Genomic DNA, 18,742 nt, shown 5'->3' on the forward strand with positions numbered 1-18,742 from the left:
TTCCTGTTTTTATAACAAGGTTGCGAAATTACAAAATCTTTTTGTTAACTGTAAAATTACATCTAACTTTATGCAAAATATATACCAAAAACCTATTTTTCTATGCATTTTGGAATTATAAAAGAGCGAAAAAATCCTCCTGACAGAAGAGTTGTTTTGTCCCCAGAAGCTTGTAAGCAATTGATAACTAAATACTCAGAAGCCCAATTAACCGTTGAACCTTCTGATATACGTGTGTACTCAGATGCCAAGTATACAGATTTAGGAATTACAGTTTCTGAAGATATAGCAGATTGTGATGTACTGTTAGGGGTAAAAGAAGTACCTATTGAGGCTTTAATTCCTAATAAGAAATACTTTTTCTTTTCGCATACCGTTAAAAAACAACCGTACAATAGAAAGTTGTTACAGGCGGTTTTAGAAAAAAATATTGAGTTGTATGACCATGAAGTAATTACTGGTATTAGAGGACAACGGTTAGTAGCTTTTGGACGTTATGCCGGTATTGTAGGTGCGTATAATGGGTTTAGAGCCTTAGGACTTAAATTAGGGTTGTTTGAATTACCAAAAGCAGAAACATTACCTAATCAGAAAGCTTTAATTGCAGCATTAATAGAAATAAAAGGCTTGTTACCTAAAGACTTAAAAATTCTGTTAACAGGTAAGGGTAGAGTAGGTAATGGTGTTAAGGAAATGCTAGATGCTATATCATTAACCAAGGTGAGTATCAATGATTATTTACATCATTCTTATGAAGAGCCTGTATATTGCCAGATAGACGTCTTAGAATACAATGAACGTTTAGACGAACAATATTTGGGTAGAGAGGATTTTTATAAGCATCCGGATGAATATGTGTCTAATTTTATGCGTTTTGCTAAAGTAACTGATTTTTATATTGCCGGACACTTTTTTGGAGATGGTGCTCCGTATTTATTTACCAGAGAAGATGCTAAGCATACGAACTTTAATATTAAAGTGGTAGCCGATGTAAGTTGCGATATTGATGGACCTGTGGCGTGCACTATTAAACCTTCTACCATTGCAGATCCTGTCTACGGTTATAATGCTGAAACCGAAAGTGAAGTAGATTTTATGGATAAAGATGCTATTGCAGTAATGGCGGTAGATAATTTACCATGTGAGTTACCGGCAGATGCTAGTGATGGTTTTGGTGAAATGTTTTTAAAATATGTGATCCCAGCTTTCTTTAATAACGATAAAGAGGGGGTATTGGAAAGAGCCAGAATGACTCAAAACGGTACGCTAACTGAACGATATAAATACCTAGAAGATTATGTAAAAGGAAAGGAGTGATTAAAATCACTCCTTTTTTATGATTAAAATTAGCTACAATTGTAGCTAATTTTAAGATTGTGATATCTTAATCATGTTTTCAATTTCTTTTAAAAGTTTATCGTTGTTACCGCTGTATCCTACATTGGTAAATTTCCATTTACCATCAGGACCTATGATAATTTTAGTAGGAATACCTGATATGTTAAAACTATTTGCAACTGTATAGGTACCTGTTTTAGATTCTAATTCATCAAATAAAACAGAGAACGAATAGTTGCTCTTATCTATAAAACTAGTTACATCATTAATTCTGTTATCACCTTGTTCCATTGTGTTAATAAATAGAAATACTACATCATCGTTATCGGCAAATTTATCTACCGCTCTTTGCATTCCGGGGAACGATGCCTTACAAGGTCCGCACCAAGTTGCCCAAAAATCTAAGATAACCGTTTTACCTTTTAAGGCAGATAATTGCATGGTTTTACCATCTTTATCTTTTAAGGTAAAGTCAGGAGCGAGTTTGTCTAATACTTGTTTTTTAAGCTCTGCAATTAATTCTTTTTCAGCTTCATTTTTCAATGATTCTAAAGTAGTTTCAAAATCATCTAACGATCCGTTTTTAACCTCGTAAGCCGATTTATAATAGTCAACCAAAGACTCGGTATACATATTCTCAGTAATAAAGTCGGCAGCTACATTAACAGCAGTATCATATTTTTTATTAGCCACTAGAAACTTCATATAACGCTCGTTTATGTCGGGTTGTTTACCTTCACCAACGGCAATTTTCTGATATTTTAACGCCTCTTCTAAATTTCCGTTATTAAAAAGAAGTAGCGCATAGGTATCTGCATACATTTCATAAGAACTTTCTAGATTGTCTTTATACTGATTAGTAGAGTAGTAATCAGGTTTAAAGGTTAAATCGGTCATTTCAGATTTCAAAAGATCCAATGATTTTTTAGAGATGTTTAAACTATATTCAGTCGTTTCATTACTCTCAGCAATTGGCCATGCAATCTGGTTATATAAAGAAGCTTTTTTTGTAGGGTCGGTGATTTTATCAGCATAATAGGTAAGGCTATCCATGTTATTTGCTTTATAATGTAAATTGGCCAAAGCGCTTAATAGGTAGTTGTAATTATTTACATCGCTATAATTCTCATGATATACCTTAAGTGTATGTGCTTTTTCAGGAAGCGTTTTTACCTGAAAGAATTTAGATAAATAACTGTTCTCTGCGAAGGCACCAATTGGGTATTTTTCAATAGCCAGTGCAGTTATAGAATCTCTTTTAGCCATATCTTTATTGATATAGTAAATATTTGAAAGCGCTTGATAATCTTTTTCAGTAATAGAATCTTTGTTACTAATTACCTTGATTCGCTCTTCACTATATGTTTTAGCTTCTTCTGGGTTATCCTTTTTTAGCAAATTTAAATAAGTCACTTGCCAAATATCATTTAAATCATAATACTTGATAAGATCATTTTTCATAAGTGAAAGAATCGAATCTTGTGGAATATCAAGTTCGTAACTTTTTTTTATAGAGTTGTAATAGATCCCCTTAGTTATACCGCTTCCTTTAACTTCTTTACCGTCTGTAGTAAATAAAGGCGTTATATATCCTTTATGGTTATTATTATCTATTTCATTACCTGTTTTCATATAGAAGGCTAGTATAGAAGCAGAATCCGGAACTTTTATGGCACCTTTCCAATTATTTTCTCCTTTTTCAATAAAGTTAATATCTTCTGTATGCATTTTATTTTCAATATAATAGATATACCGTGCGATTACTTCCTCGGTGTTATCAGGAGAAATATAAGAGAGGTCTAAACTATCTCCAGGTTTTGGTTTTTCTAATGACAAATGTAAATTACCAATATCTTTTCCCCCGCTTATTTCTTTATCTGAAGTACAGGAAAAGAATGCCGCTGCAATGGCTAATAGAATGACTTGTTTTTTCATACGATTCGTTTTTAGTTAATGAACGGTTATTGTATAAATAAACGTTTGTTGTATGAAAATATTACTTTATTTAAAGTAATATTCTTAATTTTAACACTAGAGAAGAAAGGAGTAATCAATTGATTACTCCTTTTTTGGTTGTACCCAGCGGTACATAAGTACATAACTGATAAAAATAAAAACCCCAAACCCAAACGTTATGTACCAAGCAGATTGATTATTTATTGGATGTATGAATATTTTAAAAACAGATAATAAGATAGAAAAAGGACGGTGTAGTATATCCCAACTATTAAATCTAATTACACGACCTAAGTATATTCCCAATCCGCACAAAAAGCTTATGATAACAATTATTGTCCATTGTATAGATTGTTTGATTTTTGTCTTAAAATGAAGGTGTAGTTGATATATGGAATACAAACCAGCTAATAAACCACTAATAGCAAACATTAATATCATAACAAAATCAAACCAAAAATGACTTAAATTACTTTTTAAATGAATGAAATCTGTAAAAATATATGGTGCATTTGGCAAAAATAACAGCCATAATAAGCTTAGTCCCCACAATTTATATTTTGAAGATTTCTTATAGGTAATAAAAGAACTAATGGCTAGTGGTACATAGGCTAAAAACAAGTTCCATGCTAAAAACATTAAAAAGTACGTTTCTAAATAAAAGAGTTTCATTATAAATAATCCAATAGCAATAATGCCAATAATGGCTATAATTATATACATTTTATGTATGGTTATGGTAATTAAATTCATAGTTTAAAAGGGATATAAGAACTGTTTACGAGTTGAATACCATGTAGGTTTTCTTGTTTTACCTGATCTAAATTTTTTAAGAATATTACATGGTACAAATCACTATAATCAGTCTGTAAAAGTTTTAAATAATCAAACTGATGGAAGGGATTAGCTTCTTTACCAATTCTATAAGAAGTGTAATAAAAACTATAATATTCAGGAAGTATGAAAGTACCTAACACAATAGTGCCGTACATGTATACGCTTTTTTTACCATTGCCCATACAAAGGTATTGCAGGCCAATTTCTTCTTCAACAGAGGTTCCATATCCTGTTAAAACATGGTAGGCATCATGTCTTTCTACCTTAGCAATCAGGTCAAATTGATGGTCATTAAGAAAATCCCCCAGCGCATAACCAAAACTTTGTATTGGATAGGTTAGTAGTTCTGGTACAGTTACGTTCCAGGGGATATGATCTTGCTTAAAATATTTTGTATAAATGTTTTTAGATATTTCGAATAAATAAATAACAAGTTTCTTTCTCATAGCATTCTTTTTAGTCCTTATAAATCAAATTATCGAGTGTATACGACTGCCAATCTCTTTGTTCTAAGTAAGTTTCATAATATTTTAATCGGGATTCTATATTTCGGTAATATTCTTCATCAGTTTTGTTTTTTAGATCAGCCCGATGTTCCCAAAGTATAAAAGCGTTGTCTTTTGGTAAAGTAAGTAGGTAGCCTACATCAATAACAGCCTCAGAATTTAGATTATAGTAGGTAACTAGTTTCCCATAGGGTACTAAAGATAGTACCGTAAAAAGAAAGAACCCGACTGCAGTAGAATTTTTAAGAATATACCAAAACGTTTTTTGATATTGAATTTTACGAAAGGTATAGTACAAACCTACTATCGTGAGTAGTAAATAAACAATAACACCAATACGTTTAAAGGTTAAACCATGATGATCTATGTAATACCAGTTTTTGTATAACGTACTTAAAACCAGTAAGGTGTTTAGTATAACCCATACATTAGCCAATCTCTTTAAGAGTTGATTTTTATGATAGAAATTTAAATTACCTCTAAAATAAATACTGATAATTGTGATTGCAAAAATAATAGAAACAATAAGCGTATATACACTATTATGAACGTTCTCTTTAAACGCTTGCATAGCCTCACTATTATTGAATAAAAGTACATCGGTAATTAAAAACAATACTAATAAAAAATTTAAAGTCCCGATGAGTAGTGAAGCCTGCAGATGTTCAAACTTTAGATTTTCTAAAAGTGATTTGGAAAATTTTTCTTCAGGTTTTAAAAGGGTAGAAGGGGTCTGCTCATCAATTTCTTCCACCTCTTTAATTAATAGGGGACTACTAATATTCAATAGAAAAACAAAGCCTGCAAGTGCGGTGGCTATAAAACCTATACTAATAAAGCTAAAATCTATTTTCTGAATATACTCGTTAAAAATAGGATTAGAGTTGCTGTATAAGTATATAAATAAAAATAGAACAGGTAGAATAATTATGGACGTTAAGAACCAAAATTTAGTATTGACTTTAGACTCAGATTCTTTTTGAGTTTTTGGATTCACTAAGATATTGGCACTCCCTATAATACTGGTTATTGCACCAGCAAAAGTGGCTAAATAGATTGATAGTTTACTTGAGGTAGATTTACTAATAAAAGCAAACAACGACAGAAACAGCATTACTATAGAGGATATTGAAAGGTTTACAAACACTGAAATACCGGTTATTAGTAAACATATAGCATACAGGTTTATTTTAACCTTAGCTTTATTGATAACTAATAGGATAAAAGGAATAAACAACAATACATTTATACCAAAACTTTGTTGGTAAAATAAGTAACCAAAAATGAGGGCAAACGAAATTAAGATACTTTTTTTCATAGGTTTATTTAATAATACATGATTGAATAGAGAATATAAATGATGGCATATAATAGGATTACAAATAGAGTTCCTATATTAATAATGGCTTCTTTTAATTTTATTTTTATGACTATAAATTTCAGGAACATTACAAGAGATAATAGGGCGGCTATTAGGAGTATAATAAGTATGGCACTAATTCTGTAAGCAACACCAATATCACCCCCGATAAAAGGAAATTCTAAATACATTATCGTAAGGAGATTAAAAGCTGTTAATGCAAAATATAATATATAGTTTTTCATATTGTAAAGTACTTTGAAATTCAAAGTCGTGGTGCAAAAAAAATTTAACTTCTATTAATTAATTTTTCTAAAGCATTTATATGCTTTTTAAATTCTAATCTGCCCAAATCTGTGGCAACGTATTTAGTATTAGGTTTTCGTCCTATAAACTGTTTTTGCACCACAATATATGCTTCCTTTTCTAAAGCTTTGAGGTGACTTGCTAAGTTGCCATCTGTAGCCTCTAACAACTCTTTTAGCATGGTGAACTCAGCATACTCGTTAACCATGAGAATAGACATTATACCAAGTCGTATTCTATGATCAAAGGCTTTATTTATGTTATTAATAATTCCCAAAATAGTTACTTTCTATCATATTTTAAATACATGATTGTACCATATACAATATGCATTACTCCAAAACCAAAAGCCCAAAAGTAAATACCATAACCAATATACTGACTACATATAATTCCAGTGATCACATTAATAACTCCTAAATATTTAATATCTCCAATGGTAAATTTACTTGCGTTAATACAAGCAAGACCATAAAATATGAGCATTGTTGGCGCTATTAAACTAATATAATTTCTTTGTATTAAAATTAAACAAAATAGTCCACCAGTAATTAATGGAAAGGCAAAATTTATGAGTAACCTTCTAGAGGATGCGTCCCACATTTTAGCGTTATTTTTTTTAGCTTTGATAGAGGTTAATATAACACCTGTAACAATAGCAGCAAGCATTATTAAGGCAGCAATAACTAGTAATTTAAATTCTATCTCCAGATGCATAGGTCTGCTATTTCTTGAGACTTCATTAGTTACTAGTTTTTCTAGGTATTGCTCAATGTAGTAGTGGGCAACAAAAGCTCCTATAAGCGCATATATACCGGCCATAACTCCCGACAAGCCACTTAATGAAATAAAGCGCGATGATTTGTTCATCATTTGCTTTATTTGTGTAATATCATCTAAATAATTTTTGGCATCCATTTAAAGTACTTTGTTTTTCAAAGTAAAGAATAAAAAATATATTATGCAACAGGTTATAATATATTTTTTAAAATTTCTGGTTTTATAGGTTTTGTAATGTATCCCAAAATATTGACATTCGCTTTCGCTTTTTCCATATCTTGTATAGCAATAGATGAAGAGACAATATGAATATCAACTTCACTAAAATCAATTTTAAGCTTTTCTAACTTAGATAAAAATTCCCATCCATCCATGGTAGGCATATTTATATCAAGTAAAACAACCTTTGGAAGTTGCTCTCCAGAGGCAATTTTTTCTCTAAAAGATTCAAATGCATCCGAACCGTCCAAGAATTGTTCAATATCAATTTCATCAACCAATTTTAATAGCATACGCTTGGTTAACGACTGATATATTTTATCATCATCTATAATACAAATAGTACTATTTTGGCTCATTAAAAAAAACTTTAAAAATTGATCCTTCGTTTATACTACTTTTTACTTCAATTTTCCCCCCCATTCCTTCCACCTGATTTTTGGTGATAAACAAACCAATACCTCGCGAGTCATCTCGTTTTGTAAAAGTTTTATACATACCAAATATCTTCTCTCCATGTTTTTCTAAATCAATTCCTATTCCATTATCCTTTACAAATAATTGTAAATTACCTTTAAAGGTTCTGGTATAAATACTAATTTCAGGTTGCCTTTCACTATGGGCGTATTTTATTGCATTAGATAATAAATTTAATAAAATACTTTCAAGATAAGCCGGGTTATATAAAATAATTGTATCTGGTTCTATTTTATTATGAATTATAGCATTGCTCTTATCTATTTTAGAGCTTAAAATATTGATTGTTTTTTGAGTATAGGAATAAATGTCTAGCGGTTCTCTAGAAATATTTACATTAGCCCTAATACTAGTAATCTCATTTAGGTTATGAATAGTTTCATCCAGAGAATCTGAAACTTGTTTTAGTAGTCCTAATAGTTCTGTTCTTTCTTCTTCATTATCAACATATTCCAGGTTATCTATTATAGTTTGGATGTTACTAGTATGCGATCTTAAATTATGAGATATAATATAGGAGAAGTCCAATAATCGCTTATTTCGTTCAATTAGTGTATTATGTGATTTTTTTAGTTCTCTTACCGCATTTTTACGTTCTGTAATATTTTCGGTAGATACAAATACACGTTTATAATTGTTTTCATACCCAGGTACAACATACCATTTTACTAATACGTCTTTTTCTTCCCCATTGAAGGTTTGTATTTTGGTTTCACCAACAAATGAAGTTTGATTTTTTATAATAGCAATTAATTTTTTAATGAGATAGTTAGGTGCTCTATTTAATGTAAATAGCTTATAATTATTAATGTATTCGTTTTTAGAATTGGTATCTTTTAATAACATCATTTCTTTATTTATATCAATAATATTGGTTTTATTGATACATCTATAAAGATCTTTAGGATGTTCCTTAAAGTATCTGTAAATTTTTGTAGGAGGAAGTTTTGATAGGTCCAATTTTTTCAATTCTTCCTGAACACCAGACATGTCTTCTTCACTTAATGGTATGGGAGAATCTTCAAATAAGCTTTTAAATCTAGATTCACTTTTCTGTAATAATTCGGAAGATTTTTTCTTTTCTGTTATATCCTCTATTACAGTAATATAGGAACTAGGATTTTCTCCCTTATGCCACATAGGAGAAACTGTGATATTTGCCCAAATAATTTTTTTATTTTTACTAATGAGTTTTTTAGTAGCTGAAAACTTATTAAGGTTTCCTTCCCTTAAATCATTTAATAAACTATCAAAATTAGAGGTGTCTTTTTCTAAGATAAATTCATGAACATTCGCTTTTAGCAGGCTCGAAATTGGACATTCAAGCATTTTAGATAGTTGCTGATTTACTTTAATAAAAACCCTCGAGCGAATATCTATTACTGCTATTCCAAGAGCTGCATTATCAAAGATAACTTGTAATTCTTTTTCGTTTTTAGATATTCTTTCATCTTGATTAACAATTACCTGTTGTAATTCAGATGGTTTTTTTAGTAAGAAATAGAGAAGTATAGTAGAACTAATGCAAAAGATAACCCAAAGAATAATTGTAGGATAAAGTGAAATTAATGCTGTATTACTTTTTTCTTTAACCAAATGAATACTCCAATTACCTTGAGGTAATTTAATGGTTTCTTTTATACTACTGTCAAAATTGTATGGATTATCTAGAAAAAACTCTTCTTTATTAGTTACAGGATTAATTTTGGATAGTTGAATAAAGTAACCACTAATATTAAAATCTGATAAACCCGCTTCTTTTAATAAGTTTGATAAACTTATAATAATTGCAGAAAATCCCCAAAATTTACGATCTCTATAAATAGGAGTTCTTCCTATAATAGCTTTTCCTCCTTGAACTAGTTCTAACGGCCCCGCAAAATAAATATCATTTCGCTCAATTGTCTTTAATGCTTCGTCTTTCGTATGCTTAGTATTAAATAAATTTAAACCAATGGCTTCTTCATTACCTTTTAACGGATAAATATATTTAATTACCCCATTGGGTACTAGTTGTACAATATCAATATTTTTATTATTATCTAAGAGCCTCTTAGCTACTGCTTCAAAATTTTGAGGAGTCCCTGTTCTATCTATAGTCTGAGCTAATGAAAGCGTAATAGTATGACTATTTTGAAGAATTTGCTCAATGTTTCTTTGTACTACATTTAGCATTTTTTGCATTTCTAGTCTTTCTTTTTCTTCAGAAATACTGTGCTGCTGTTTAATAATAAAAAAACCAATGAGTGATAATATAAAAAAACATATTACACTAAAAACTTTGGGTTTTAGAACTATCAAATTTGTTAGGTTATATTTACTTTTATTTTTAATAGACACTAAATTTGTATGATTTTTTTTAAAAAATCATTAGAATTAATATGAAACGGGGGATTATAGTTAATTATACGATATATATTTATATATCTTACAAAAATAAATACTAATATAATTATTTTTTGAGACAAATATATGTGCAAATGTCAGTTTTAGAAATTTTATAAAGCTTAATTTTACAGCAAATTATAAGGTTATGAATAAAGGTATATACATAGCCACCATGGAAGAAAATAGTGGAAAATCACTAATCTCTTTGGGGCTCATGCAGACATTGTTGGGTAAAACCGCCAAAGTGGGATATTTTAGGCCTATTATAGATGATTTTACAAACAATAGTAAAGACAATCATATTGAAACTATTTTATCACATTTTGAAGTAGAAGCTTCTTATGAGGCATGTTATGGAGTTACTAGAAGTGAGGTGCTTAAGAAAAGAAATGCGGGTAATGAAGGAGAAGTTTTAGATGTTATTATTCAAAAATATAAAGCATTAGAAGAGCAGTTTGATTTTGTTTTAGTAGAAGGTACTGATTTTTCTGTAAAAGGAAATGTCTATGAATTTGATACTAATGTATCTATTGCTAAAAATCTTGGGTTGCCTACTATTATTATATCGAGTGGTAAAGGCAAAACATTGAATGAGTTAGTTGGTGCTCTTAATTTTGCATATTCTTCATTTATTAATAAAGATGTTAAGGTTATTGGTATTGTTGCTAATAAAATAGAAGAAGATAATCTTAACTATGTGACGTTTGATTTGAAAAAAACATTTCCTGAGGATGTTGAGATTTCAGTAGTTCCTGTTGTAAGTACATTACAAAACCCTACTGTAAAGGAAATTGTAAATGAGTTGGGCGGAAAGGTTTTGTTTGGAGAAGAATATTTAGATAATCAAACAGGTAGTTTTGGTGTTGGAGCCATGCAATTACGTAACTATATAACTCATCTTCGTGATAATAGTTTGGTAATTACACCAGGCGATAGAGCAGATATTATTCTAGGGGCTTTACAAGCGCATATTTCGGCTAATTATCCTAATATTTCTGGTATTGTATTAACTGGAGGGTTAATTCCTGAAGATAGTATTTTAAGATTGATAGATGGTTTGTCACAAATTGTACCTATAATTTCTGTAAAGCAAGGTACGTTTAGTGTAACCAATCGTATTGGAAATATAAAATCTAAGATTTATAAAGATAGTAAAGAGAAGATTATTACTTCTATTGCAGTTTCTGAAAAGTACATGAAATTAGATAAATTAACCGAAAAGCTAATTAATTTTAAGCCACATGCGGTTACCCCTAAAATGTTTCAGTATAAACTTTACAAAAACGCACAGAAAGAAAGAAAACGTATTGTGCTTCCTGAAGGTTCCGATGATCGTATCTTAACTGCCACTTCAAGGCTTTTAGCACTAGATGTAGTAGATATTATTTTACTAGGGAATCTTGATAAAATTAAGACTAAAATAAGTACATTACGCTTACCTATAGATTTAGATAAGATAGAAATTATTGAACCTATAACTTCAGAAAAGTACTTAGATTATGCGAAAGCATTTTATGAATTAAGAAAGCATAAAAATGTAAACATGGATATGGCTAAGGATATGATGGCCGATGTTTCGTATTACGGTACAATGATGATTTATATGGGAGATGCTGATGGAATGGTTTCGGGTGCTGCACATACAACTCAACATACAATTAGACCTGCTTTACAATTTATAAAAACCAAACCAGGTGTTTCTGTTGTTTCTTCGGTATTTTTTATGTGTTTAGAAGATAGGGTTTCTGTATTTGGCGATTGTGCTATTAATCCAAATCCGACTTCGGAGGAACTGGCTGAAATAGCCATTTCATCTGCAGAAAGCTCAGCCGCTTTTGGTATAGAACCTAAAATCGCTATGTTATCATATTCTTCTGGTAGCTCTGGTAAAGGTGAAGATGTTGATAGAGTTAGAGAAGCAACTGAAATAGTTAGAAATAAAAGGCCTGATCTTAAAATAGAAGGCCCGATTCAGTACGATGCTGCAGTAGATACTTCTGTTGGTAGAAGTAAAATGCCTGACTCTGAAGTAGCCGGACAAGCGACTGTACTTATTTTTCCTGATTTAAATACAGGTAATAACACCTATAAAGCGGTACAAAGAGAAACGGGAGCCTTAGCAATAGGACCAATGTTACAAGGATTAAACAAACCGGTAAACGATTTAAGTAGAGGTTGTACAGTAGACGATGTATTTAATACTGTTATTTTAACTGCAATACAAGCACAAGGAATTTAATTTAGATTATGAATATATTAATAATAAACTCAGGAAGTTCATCTATCAAATTTCAGTTAATAACGATGCCTGAGCAAGAAGTTAAAGCCAGTGGATTGGTTGAGAGAATTGGTTTAGATGGAGCTTTAATTCATTATAAATCAGGAGATTTTAAAGTAACAAAAGAAGTTGAAGTTCCCGATCACGAAACTGGATTGTTAAAAATTACAACTTATCTTTTAGATAAAGAATTTGGTGTAATTAGTAATAAAGAGAATATACAAATAGTTGGACACAGAGTAGTTCATGGAGGTAAGGCATTTTCTGAAACTGTAGAAGTTACTGAGGATGTTAAAGAAAGTATTCGAAACTTATTTCCGTTAGCTCCTTTACACAACCCACCAAATTTAAAAGGCATTGAGGTTGCAGAAAAAGTATTCTCAAATGCAAAACAGGTAGCCGTTTTTGATACAGCTTTTTTTCAAACAATGCCTCCGAAAGCATATAAATATGCTATTCCAAAAGAATTTGCAGACGAACATGATGTGAGGGCTTATGGTTTTCATGGTACAAGCCATAAATACGTTTCGGAAAAAGCAATTGAATATTTAAAAGATCATGGATTACCTAACGGAAAAATCATTACAGTACACTTAGGTAATGGGTGTAGTATAACAGCTGTTAAAGATGGTGTAGCTATAGACCATTCTTTAGGTATGGGGCCTGCAAACGGTTTAATTATGGGAACTAGAGCAGGAGATATCGATCAATCTGTAATTTTTTATATGATAGATCAATTGGGATATACGGCTGAACAGGTTAATACCATTCTTCAGAAAAAGAGCGGAATGTTTGGTTTAACTGGGTATAGTGATATGAGAGATATTGAAGCTAAATCTGCAGATGGTAATGAAGATTGTAGATTAGCACTTTATTTAAATGGGTATAGAATAAAGAAATATATTGGTTCATACAGTGCTGCTTTAAATGGTGTAGATGCAATTGTATTTACCGCAGGGATAGGAGAGAATAGTAGTGTTATTAGAAAGGTTGTTTGTGAAGATATGGACTACTTAGGCATTAAATTGGATCCTAGAAAGAATGCTGTAAGAGGAAATACCATTAGAATGGTGAACGAACCAGATATGAATGTGAAAGTATTAATAGTACCTACTAATGAAGAATTGGAAATAGCGAAACAATCATATGCGTTATTAAATCCTTAGTACTAGAGAAAGTTTTAAAAATAAAAAACGGATACTTAAAAAGTATCCGTTTTTTATTACTCTATATTTTTTACAAAGGTACATCTAGTAGCAAAAATCTGAGGATCGAAATGTTTCCACATTTGTCTTACCGGTATATTATTTGCCAATTCTGGGGTTCTTATACAAGTTTCAATAGGTTTTCCTTTTAATGATTTAAAATATTCACTAAATAAAACAGCGGTAACACCTTTGTTTTGATACTTAGGATCAATACCAATTAAGTAGAACAGAATGGTATCATGTTTCTTTTTAGCCCTTAACATATGAATAAAACCAAAAGGAAACAATTTTCCTTTAGCTTTTTGAAGTGCTTCTGAAAAAGACGGCATAACGATACCAAAAGTAATTAGTTTACCATCCTTATCTTGAATAAATTTGATGTATTCAGGATTTATAAAATAAAGATATTTCTTTTTAAAATATTCTTTTTGTTTTTCAGATACCGGAATGAATGAAGATAATACAGAATAGGTTTCATTAAAAAGATCGAACATTTGATCTACATAAGGCATTACGTCTTCTGTGTTTGTAAAATTTATAGGCTTTAATTCATACCTGTTTCTAATTAATTTTCCAGCCTTTTCAAAAAACTGCGGATTTACATTTGAGAAAGGGAATGTGTTTTCAACATATTCTTTGCCAACTTCAAATCCTAATTGCTTATAATGCTCTTGATAATATTCATAATTATACCATGTAGCCATAGTGCCTAAAACATCAAAACCAGAAGTAAGAACCCCAACCTTATCAAGATTACTAAATCCTAGGGGGCCTTCTGCAAACTCTAGATTATTTTGTCTCCCAACTTCAAAAACTTTATCCAGTAAAGTTTTAGATACTTCCAAATCATCTATAAAATCAAACCACCCAAATCGTATTTTTTTTATCTTTTGAGTTTGTACCTCATACCAATTGATGATTACAGCAATTCTTCCTACCATTTTTGAGTCTTTATATGCTCCGTAGTAGGTTGCTTCTGCATTTTCAAATGCCGGATTTAAATCTTTGTTTAAAACCTCTAATTCGTCATTAATAATAGGAGGAACCCAGTATTTATTATTCTTATATAATGTAAATGGAAACTTTACAAAAGCTTGCATTTCTTTTTTTGTAGTAAGTTTTTTTAACGTGATCATTTGTTTTGATTACAATTATTCTTCCTCGATTGATTCTTCTATTTCTTTAACTTTCGATTTCTTTTTCTTCTTTTTCTTTAACTTTTTCTTCTTTTTACCTTTAGACAAATCTTTATTAGACTTTTCTTTGTTAGTTTTTACTTCATCAACGTGTCTGTCTATTCTAAAAGAAACCCCTAAAGCAACGTTGGTTTGTGAAGGGGTGTTTTTAAAACTTGCTCCCAAACCAAAATCTATTTGAAAATCTCGTCCTAACAAATAGGCAAAACCACCTTTTACAAGTACATCTGAATAAATATCACTTTTATACCCCTGATTTTCAGCAAAAATACTTAATCTCGGATTGTTTTTAAAAGAGTGGGTTAAAGTTACAATATATCCCATCTCAGGATAGTCTGTACCTATTCTATTATAGCTCCAGTTTGTAACAAGCACCCAATACCCTGCAAAATTACTCTGAGTAGTAAGTACAACCTTAGGGCTTATTTGTGGCTCTTCTAATTGAGAATAAAATGCAACATTTTGTAAATTAAACATGTTGTAGTAATCATACGGTGTATCGCCAAGTATAAGATTTGCACCTGCATAAATAGAAACCGTAGGTATCATATCTTTCCAATGAAAACCATAATTGGCATCCCAACTTCTAATATTAATTATTTTATCCTCATCAGAAATGGGATTATATATCATATATTTGGCTCCAATGGTATTTTTTACGAATCCATTTCTGTTTTCTGATAGTTCAGGTGAAACGGTTCTGTTCATTAACTCATCAAACTGATAAGTAAAATCCCAAATAACTTCTAATTGTTCTTTAAAGAATCCGTATCTCACAGCAAAATCTACAGCAAAGGCGTCTACTTGTGAGTTGTTAAACCCATCATGACGGTAACTTTTATAATTCAATCCGGTTTCTATTTGAAGAACTCTTTTCCCAACAGAAAAAGAACTCATAGAACTACCTGGTCTATTGGAGTTTATAACATCGGTGTATTGTGCCACTCCCGATTTTGAAATAAAACATATTAAAAATAAACTAAGAATAGCTTTAAAGTGAAATTTCATGTTCATTAGAATTAATGGTTAAATGTAACAAATACCAAATTAATTGCCTAAAGTTAGTTGTCAATAACCCGATTTTTTAGATAGATTTATGAAATGACAATTAGTTTACTCCAAATAGAATTGTAATTTTGAAAATTGGAAAAATAATGAATTATGCAAGAAGCTTATTTAGCAGGTTTTTTAAGAACAATTTTTATAATTTTTGCAATTATTATTGTAATAAGATATGTTACCAAGGTTTTTATGCCATATATTTTGAGGTATCTTGTAAAAAAATCAGAAGACCATATAAATAGAAAATTTAACGAACACAATCAGCAAAGTTCTTATAATCAGTCATCATCAAATGCTCATACAACACCCCATAACAAACCTACGGAAAAGAAAAAAGTAGGGGAGTATATTGATTTTGAAGAAATTGACTAACCAAATACCAACATAAAACAAATGAACCTAAATTATAAATTGTTAGGGATACACATAGCCGTAGTTGTACTATTTGCGATTATTTCTGTATTGTACTTTAAACCAGTATTGCAAGGAGAAGTAATCTATCAAAGTGATATTGTACAATACAATGGCATGGCCAAAGAAAGAAATGATTTAAAAGAGGAAACCGGACATGAATCGTATTGGACCAATAGTGCCTTTGGAGGAATGCCTACTTATCAATTAGGGGCTAACTATTCTAATAACTATATAAAGTCGTTAGATAAAGTACTTCGTTTTTTACCCAGGCCTGCTGATTACGTATTTTTATATTTGGTTAGCTTTTATATCTTAATGCTGGTATTAAAAGTAGATTATAGGATAGCCTTTTTAGGAGCTATCGCTTTTGGTTTTTCAACGTATTTTATAATTATTCTGGGAGTAGGGCATAATGCCAAAGCTCATGCTATTGCATATTTTCCATTAGTTGTAGCTGGTATTCTATTGGTGTTTAGGAAAAAATACCTCTGGGGTACTATTTTAAGTGCTGTAGCATTATCCTTAGAAATTTGTGCAAATCACCCCCAAATGACGTATTACTTATTGTTGTTAATATTAATTTTAGGAGTTATCTATTTAGTAGACGCTATTAAGAAAAAAGAAATACCTCATTTTTTTAAAGCTGTAGGTTTATTACTCGTAGCTGTTGTTATTTCTATTTTAACAAATGCTTCTAACTTATTAGCTACTCAAGAATATGCAAAATGGAGTACTCGAGGAAAAAGTGATTTAACCTTTAATGCAGATGGTTCTGAAAAAGATACTAGTCTTTCTTTAGACAAAGAATATATAACCTACTATAGTTATGGAGTTGTAGAATCGCTAGATTTATTAGTGCCAAGATTATTTGGTGGTGCAAGTGCAGAAAAGTTAGGAAAAGATTCTGAAACATACGATTATATGGTAAGCCAAGGCTATCCTCTTAATGTTGTAAAATCGATTTCTAATAGTCTTCCTACGTATTGGGGATCACAACCAGGTACTGCTGCACCAGCATATGTTGGTGTAATTATGGTATTTTTATTTATACTAGGAATATTTTTGGTTAAAGGAAAACTAAAATGGACATTAGTGGGTGGTGTTATCATGTCTTTATTTTTATCATGGGGTAAAAATTTTGGTTTATTAACTGATTTTATGATAGATTATTTTCCTCTTTATGATAAGTTTAGAGCAGTATCTTCTATTCAGGTAATACTTGAATTATGTATTCCTATTTTAGGTATTATGGGACTTGCTAAGTTTTTTAATAGTGAAGTTTCGAAAGAAGAAAAATGGAATGCTCTTAAATGGTCAGGGATTATTTTAGGAGGTCTGTTTGTTATATTGTATTTAGGAAAATCTGCACTTTTTGATTTTGTTGGTGCATATGATGTACAGATGCGACAAAGCTATGGGAAGGATATCATGAATAAAATCATTGAAGATAGAAAAATACTATATACTAAAGATTTGATTAGAAGCTTTTTATTTACATCTGCTTCATTCTTTACTTTATGGTTGTTTTTCAAGGAAAAATTGAAAAAAAATATAGCTGTAGGAGTCTTAATTGTTTTAGTAGCTGTAGATCTTATTGGAGTAGACACACGCTATGTAAATAGTGATAGTTTTAAGGATAGTAAAACAATGGACACCCCCTTTACAGAAACGTCAGCTGATGCGGAAATATTAAAAGATACTTCAGATTATAGAGTTTTTGATTTATCACAAGGTTTAAATGGTGCACGGGCTTCTTATTTCTTTAATTCTATTGGTGGATACCATGCTGCTAAACCAAGACGATTACAAGAATTATATGAATATCAGATAGCAAAAAATAATGTCGAAGTATTGAATATGCTTAACGTAAAATATCTTTTAAGACCTGATAATAATGGTAATTTGAGTGTTTCTATAAACCCAAATGCAAATGGTAGCGCTTGGTTTGTATCTAATTTGAAAAAGGTTTCATCTGATGATGACGCTATGAAAGCTTTAGATAGTTTAAACACTATAGAGGAGGCTGTTGTAGATACAGCTATTTTTAGCGATTTAGCTAATGAACCAGATAATTTTAAAGTAGATAGTTTAGCGAATATTGAACTTATAACTAAAACGCCTGACTATTTAAAATATAGCACTACTAATAAAAATAATGGTTTTGCCGTATTTTCTGAGATGTATTATCCTGAGGGATGGAATGTTACGATTGATAGTAAAGAAGTACCTCAATACAGGGTTAATTATGCCTTCAGAGGATTAGAAGTTCCGGCTGGTACACATACGATAGAATTTAAGTTTGAACCCGGAATTGTAAAAACGGGTAATGCTATTATGTTAGGAGGCAATGTGCTATTACTATTGTTAATTATTGGGGGAGTAGCATATCAGTTTAAATATAGAGCTAAAGAATAGCT

General features: G+C 30.7%; 15 protein-coding genes. 5 read left to right on the forward strand and 10 right to left on the reverse strand.

Annotated elements, in window-relative coordinates:
* Positions 1-102 precede the first annotated feature (102 nt).
* Positions 103-1,317, forward strand: a complete 1,215-nt coding sequence (locus NBRC110019_RS13415) for an NAD(P)-dependent oxidoreductase (RefSeq protein WP_281755680.1) — start codon at positions 103-105, stop codon at positions 1,315-1,317.
* A 51-nt stretch (positions 1,318-1,368) separates the two neighbouring features.
* Here the strand turns inward: NBRC110019_RS13415 and NBRC110019_RS13420 are convergent, their stop codons facing one another.
* From NBRC110019_RS13420 to NBRC110019_RS13455, 8 genes are all read right to left on the reverse strand, one after another.
* Positions 1,369-3,273, reverse strand: coding sequence for a TlpA family protein disulfide reductase (locus NBRC110019_RS13420; protein ID WP_281755681.1), 1,905 nt, complete (start codon positions 3,271-3,273; stop codon positions 1,369-1,371).
* A 123-nt stretch (positions 3,274-3,396) separates the two neighbouring features.
* On the reverse strand, positions 3,397-4,047 hold the full coding sequence (locus NBRC110019_RS13425; RefSeq protein ID WP_281755683.1) for a DUF1361 domain-containing protein: 651 nt from the start codon (positions 4,045-4,047) through the stop codon (positions 3,397-3,399).
* Positions 4,044-4,577 carry a Coq4 family protein gene (locus NBRC110019_RS13430; protein WP_281755685.1) on the reverse strand — a complete coding sequence of 178 codons (534 nt, stop codon included), beginning with the start codon at positions 4,575-4,577 and terminating at the stop codon, positions 4,044-4,046. The genes NBRC110019_RS13425 and NBRC110019_RS13430 overlap by 4 nt, the downstream gene beginning before the upstream one ends.
* 10 nt (positions 4,578-4,587) lie before the next feature.
* Positions 4,588-5,955 carry a DUF4153 domain-containing protein gene (locus NBRC110019_RS13435; RefSeq protein WP_281755688.1) on the reverse strand — a complete coding sequence of 456 codons (1,368 nt, stop codon included), beginning with the start codon at positions 5,953-5,955 and terminating at the stop codon, positions 4,588-4,590.
* 331 nt (positions 5,956-6,286) lie between these two features.
* A complete protein-coding gene (locus tag NBRC110019_RS13440) occupies positions 6,287-6,580 on the reverse strand; it encodes a winged helix-turn-helix domain-containing protein (protein ID WP_281755690.1) in 294 nt (97 codons plus the stop codon).
* Positions 6,581-6,585: 5 nt separating this feature from the next.
* Positions 6,586-7,221 (reverse strand): hypothetical protein, encoded by a 636-nt coding sequence (locus tag NBRC110019_RS13445; protein WP_281755691.1) that lies wholly within the window; start codon positions 7,219-7,221, stop codon positions 6,586-6,588.
* A 53-nt stretch (positions 7,222-7,274) separates the two neighbouring features.
* On the reverse strand, positions 7,275-7,661 hold the full coding sequence (locus NBRC110019_RS13450) for a response regulator (protein WP_281755692.1): 387 nt from the start codon (positions 7,659-7,661) through the stop codon (positions 7,275-7,277).
* Positions 7,648-10,119 carry an ATP-binding protein gene (locus tag NBRC110019_RS13455; protein WP_281755693.1) on the reverse strand — a complete coding sequence of 824 codons (2,472 nt, stop codon included), beginning with the start codon at positions 10,117-10,119 and terminating at the stop codon, positions 7,648-7,650. The genes NBRC110019_RS13450 and NBRC110019_RS13455 overlap by 14 nt, the downstream gene beginning before the upstream one ends.
* Positions 10,120-10,312: 193 nt before the next feature.
* Between NBRC110019_RS13455 and pta the strand changes: the two genes are divergently transcribed.
* Both pta and NBRC110019_RS13465 read left to right on the forward strand, forming a co-directional pair.
* Positions 10,313-12,406: a phosphate acetyltransferase gene (gene pta / locus NBRC110019_RS13460; protein WP_281755694.1), complete on the forward strand. Its 2,094-nt coding sequence runs from the start codon at positions 10,313-10,315 to the stop codon at positions 12,404-12,406.
* An 8-nt stretch (positions 12,407-12,414) separates the two neighbouring features.
* Complete coding sequence (locus NBRC110019_RS13465; RefSeq protein ID WP_281755695.1) at positions 12,415-13,611, forward strand: acetate/propionate family kinase; 1,197 nt, start codon at positions 12,415-12,417, stop codon at positions 13,609-13,611.
* A gap of 56 nt (positions 13,612-13,667) precedes the next feature.
* Here NBRC110019_RS13465 and NBRC110019_RS13470 read toward each other — a convergent pair whose 3' ends face one another.
* Both NBRC110019_RS13470 and NBRC110019_RS13475 read right to left on the reverse strand, forming a co-directional pair.
* The gene (locus tag NBRC110019_RS13470) at positions 13,668-14,789 is read right to left on the reverse strand and encodes a GTP cyclohydrolase (protein ID WP_281755696.1); all 1,122 of its coding nucleotides are present in this window, start codon (positions 14,787-14,789) and stop codon (positions 13,668-13,670) included.
* 15 nt (positions 14,790-14,804) lie between these two features.
* Positions 14,805-15,857 (reverse strand): transporter, encoded by a 1,053-nt coding sequence (locus NBRC110019_RS13475; protein ID WP_281755697.1) that lies wholly within the window; start codon positions 15,855-15,857, stop codon positions 14,805-14,807.
* A 153-nt stretch (positions 15,858-16,010) separates the two neighbouring features.
* Between NBRC110019_RS13475 and NBRC110019_RS13480 the strand changes: the two genes are divergently transcribed.
* Positions 16,011-16,283, forward strand: a complete 273-nt coding sequence (locus tag NBRC110019_RS13480; RefSeq protein WP_281755698.1) for a DUF4834 family protein — start codon at positions 16,011-16,013, stop codon at positions 16,281-16,283.
* Positions 16,284-16,304: 21 nt separating this feature from the next.
* Positions 16,305-18,740 carry a YfhO family protein gene (locus NBRC110019_RS13485; RefSeq protein WP_281755699.1) on the forward strand — a complete coding sequence of 812 codons (2,436 nt, stop codon included), beginning with the start codon at positions 16,305-16,307 and terminating at the stop codon, positions 18,738-18,740.
* The last annotated feature ends 2 nt before the right edge of the window (positions 18,741-18,742 follow it).

This window comes from Neptunitalea chrysea, from assembly GCF_027924145.1.
GTDB lineage: Bacteria > Bacteroidota > Bacteroidia > Flavobacteriales > Flavobacteriaceae > Neptunitalea > Neptunitalea chrysea.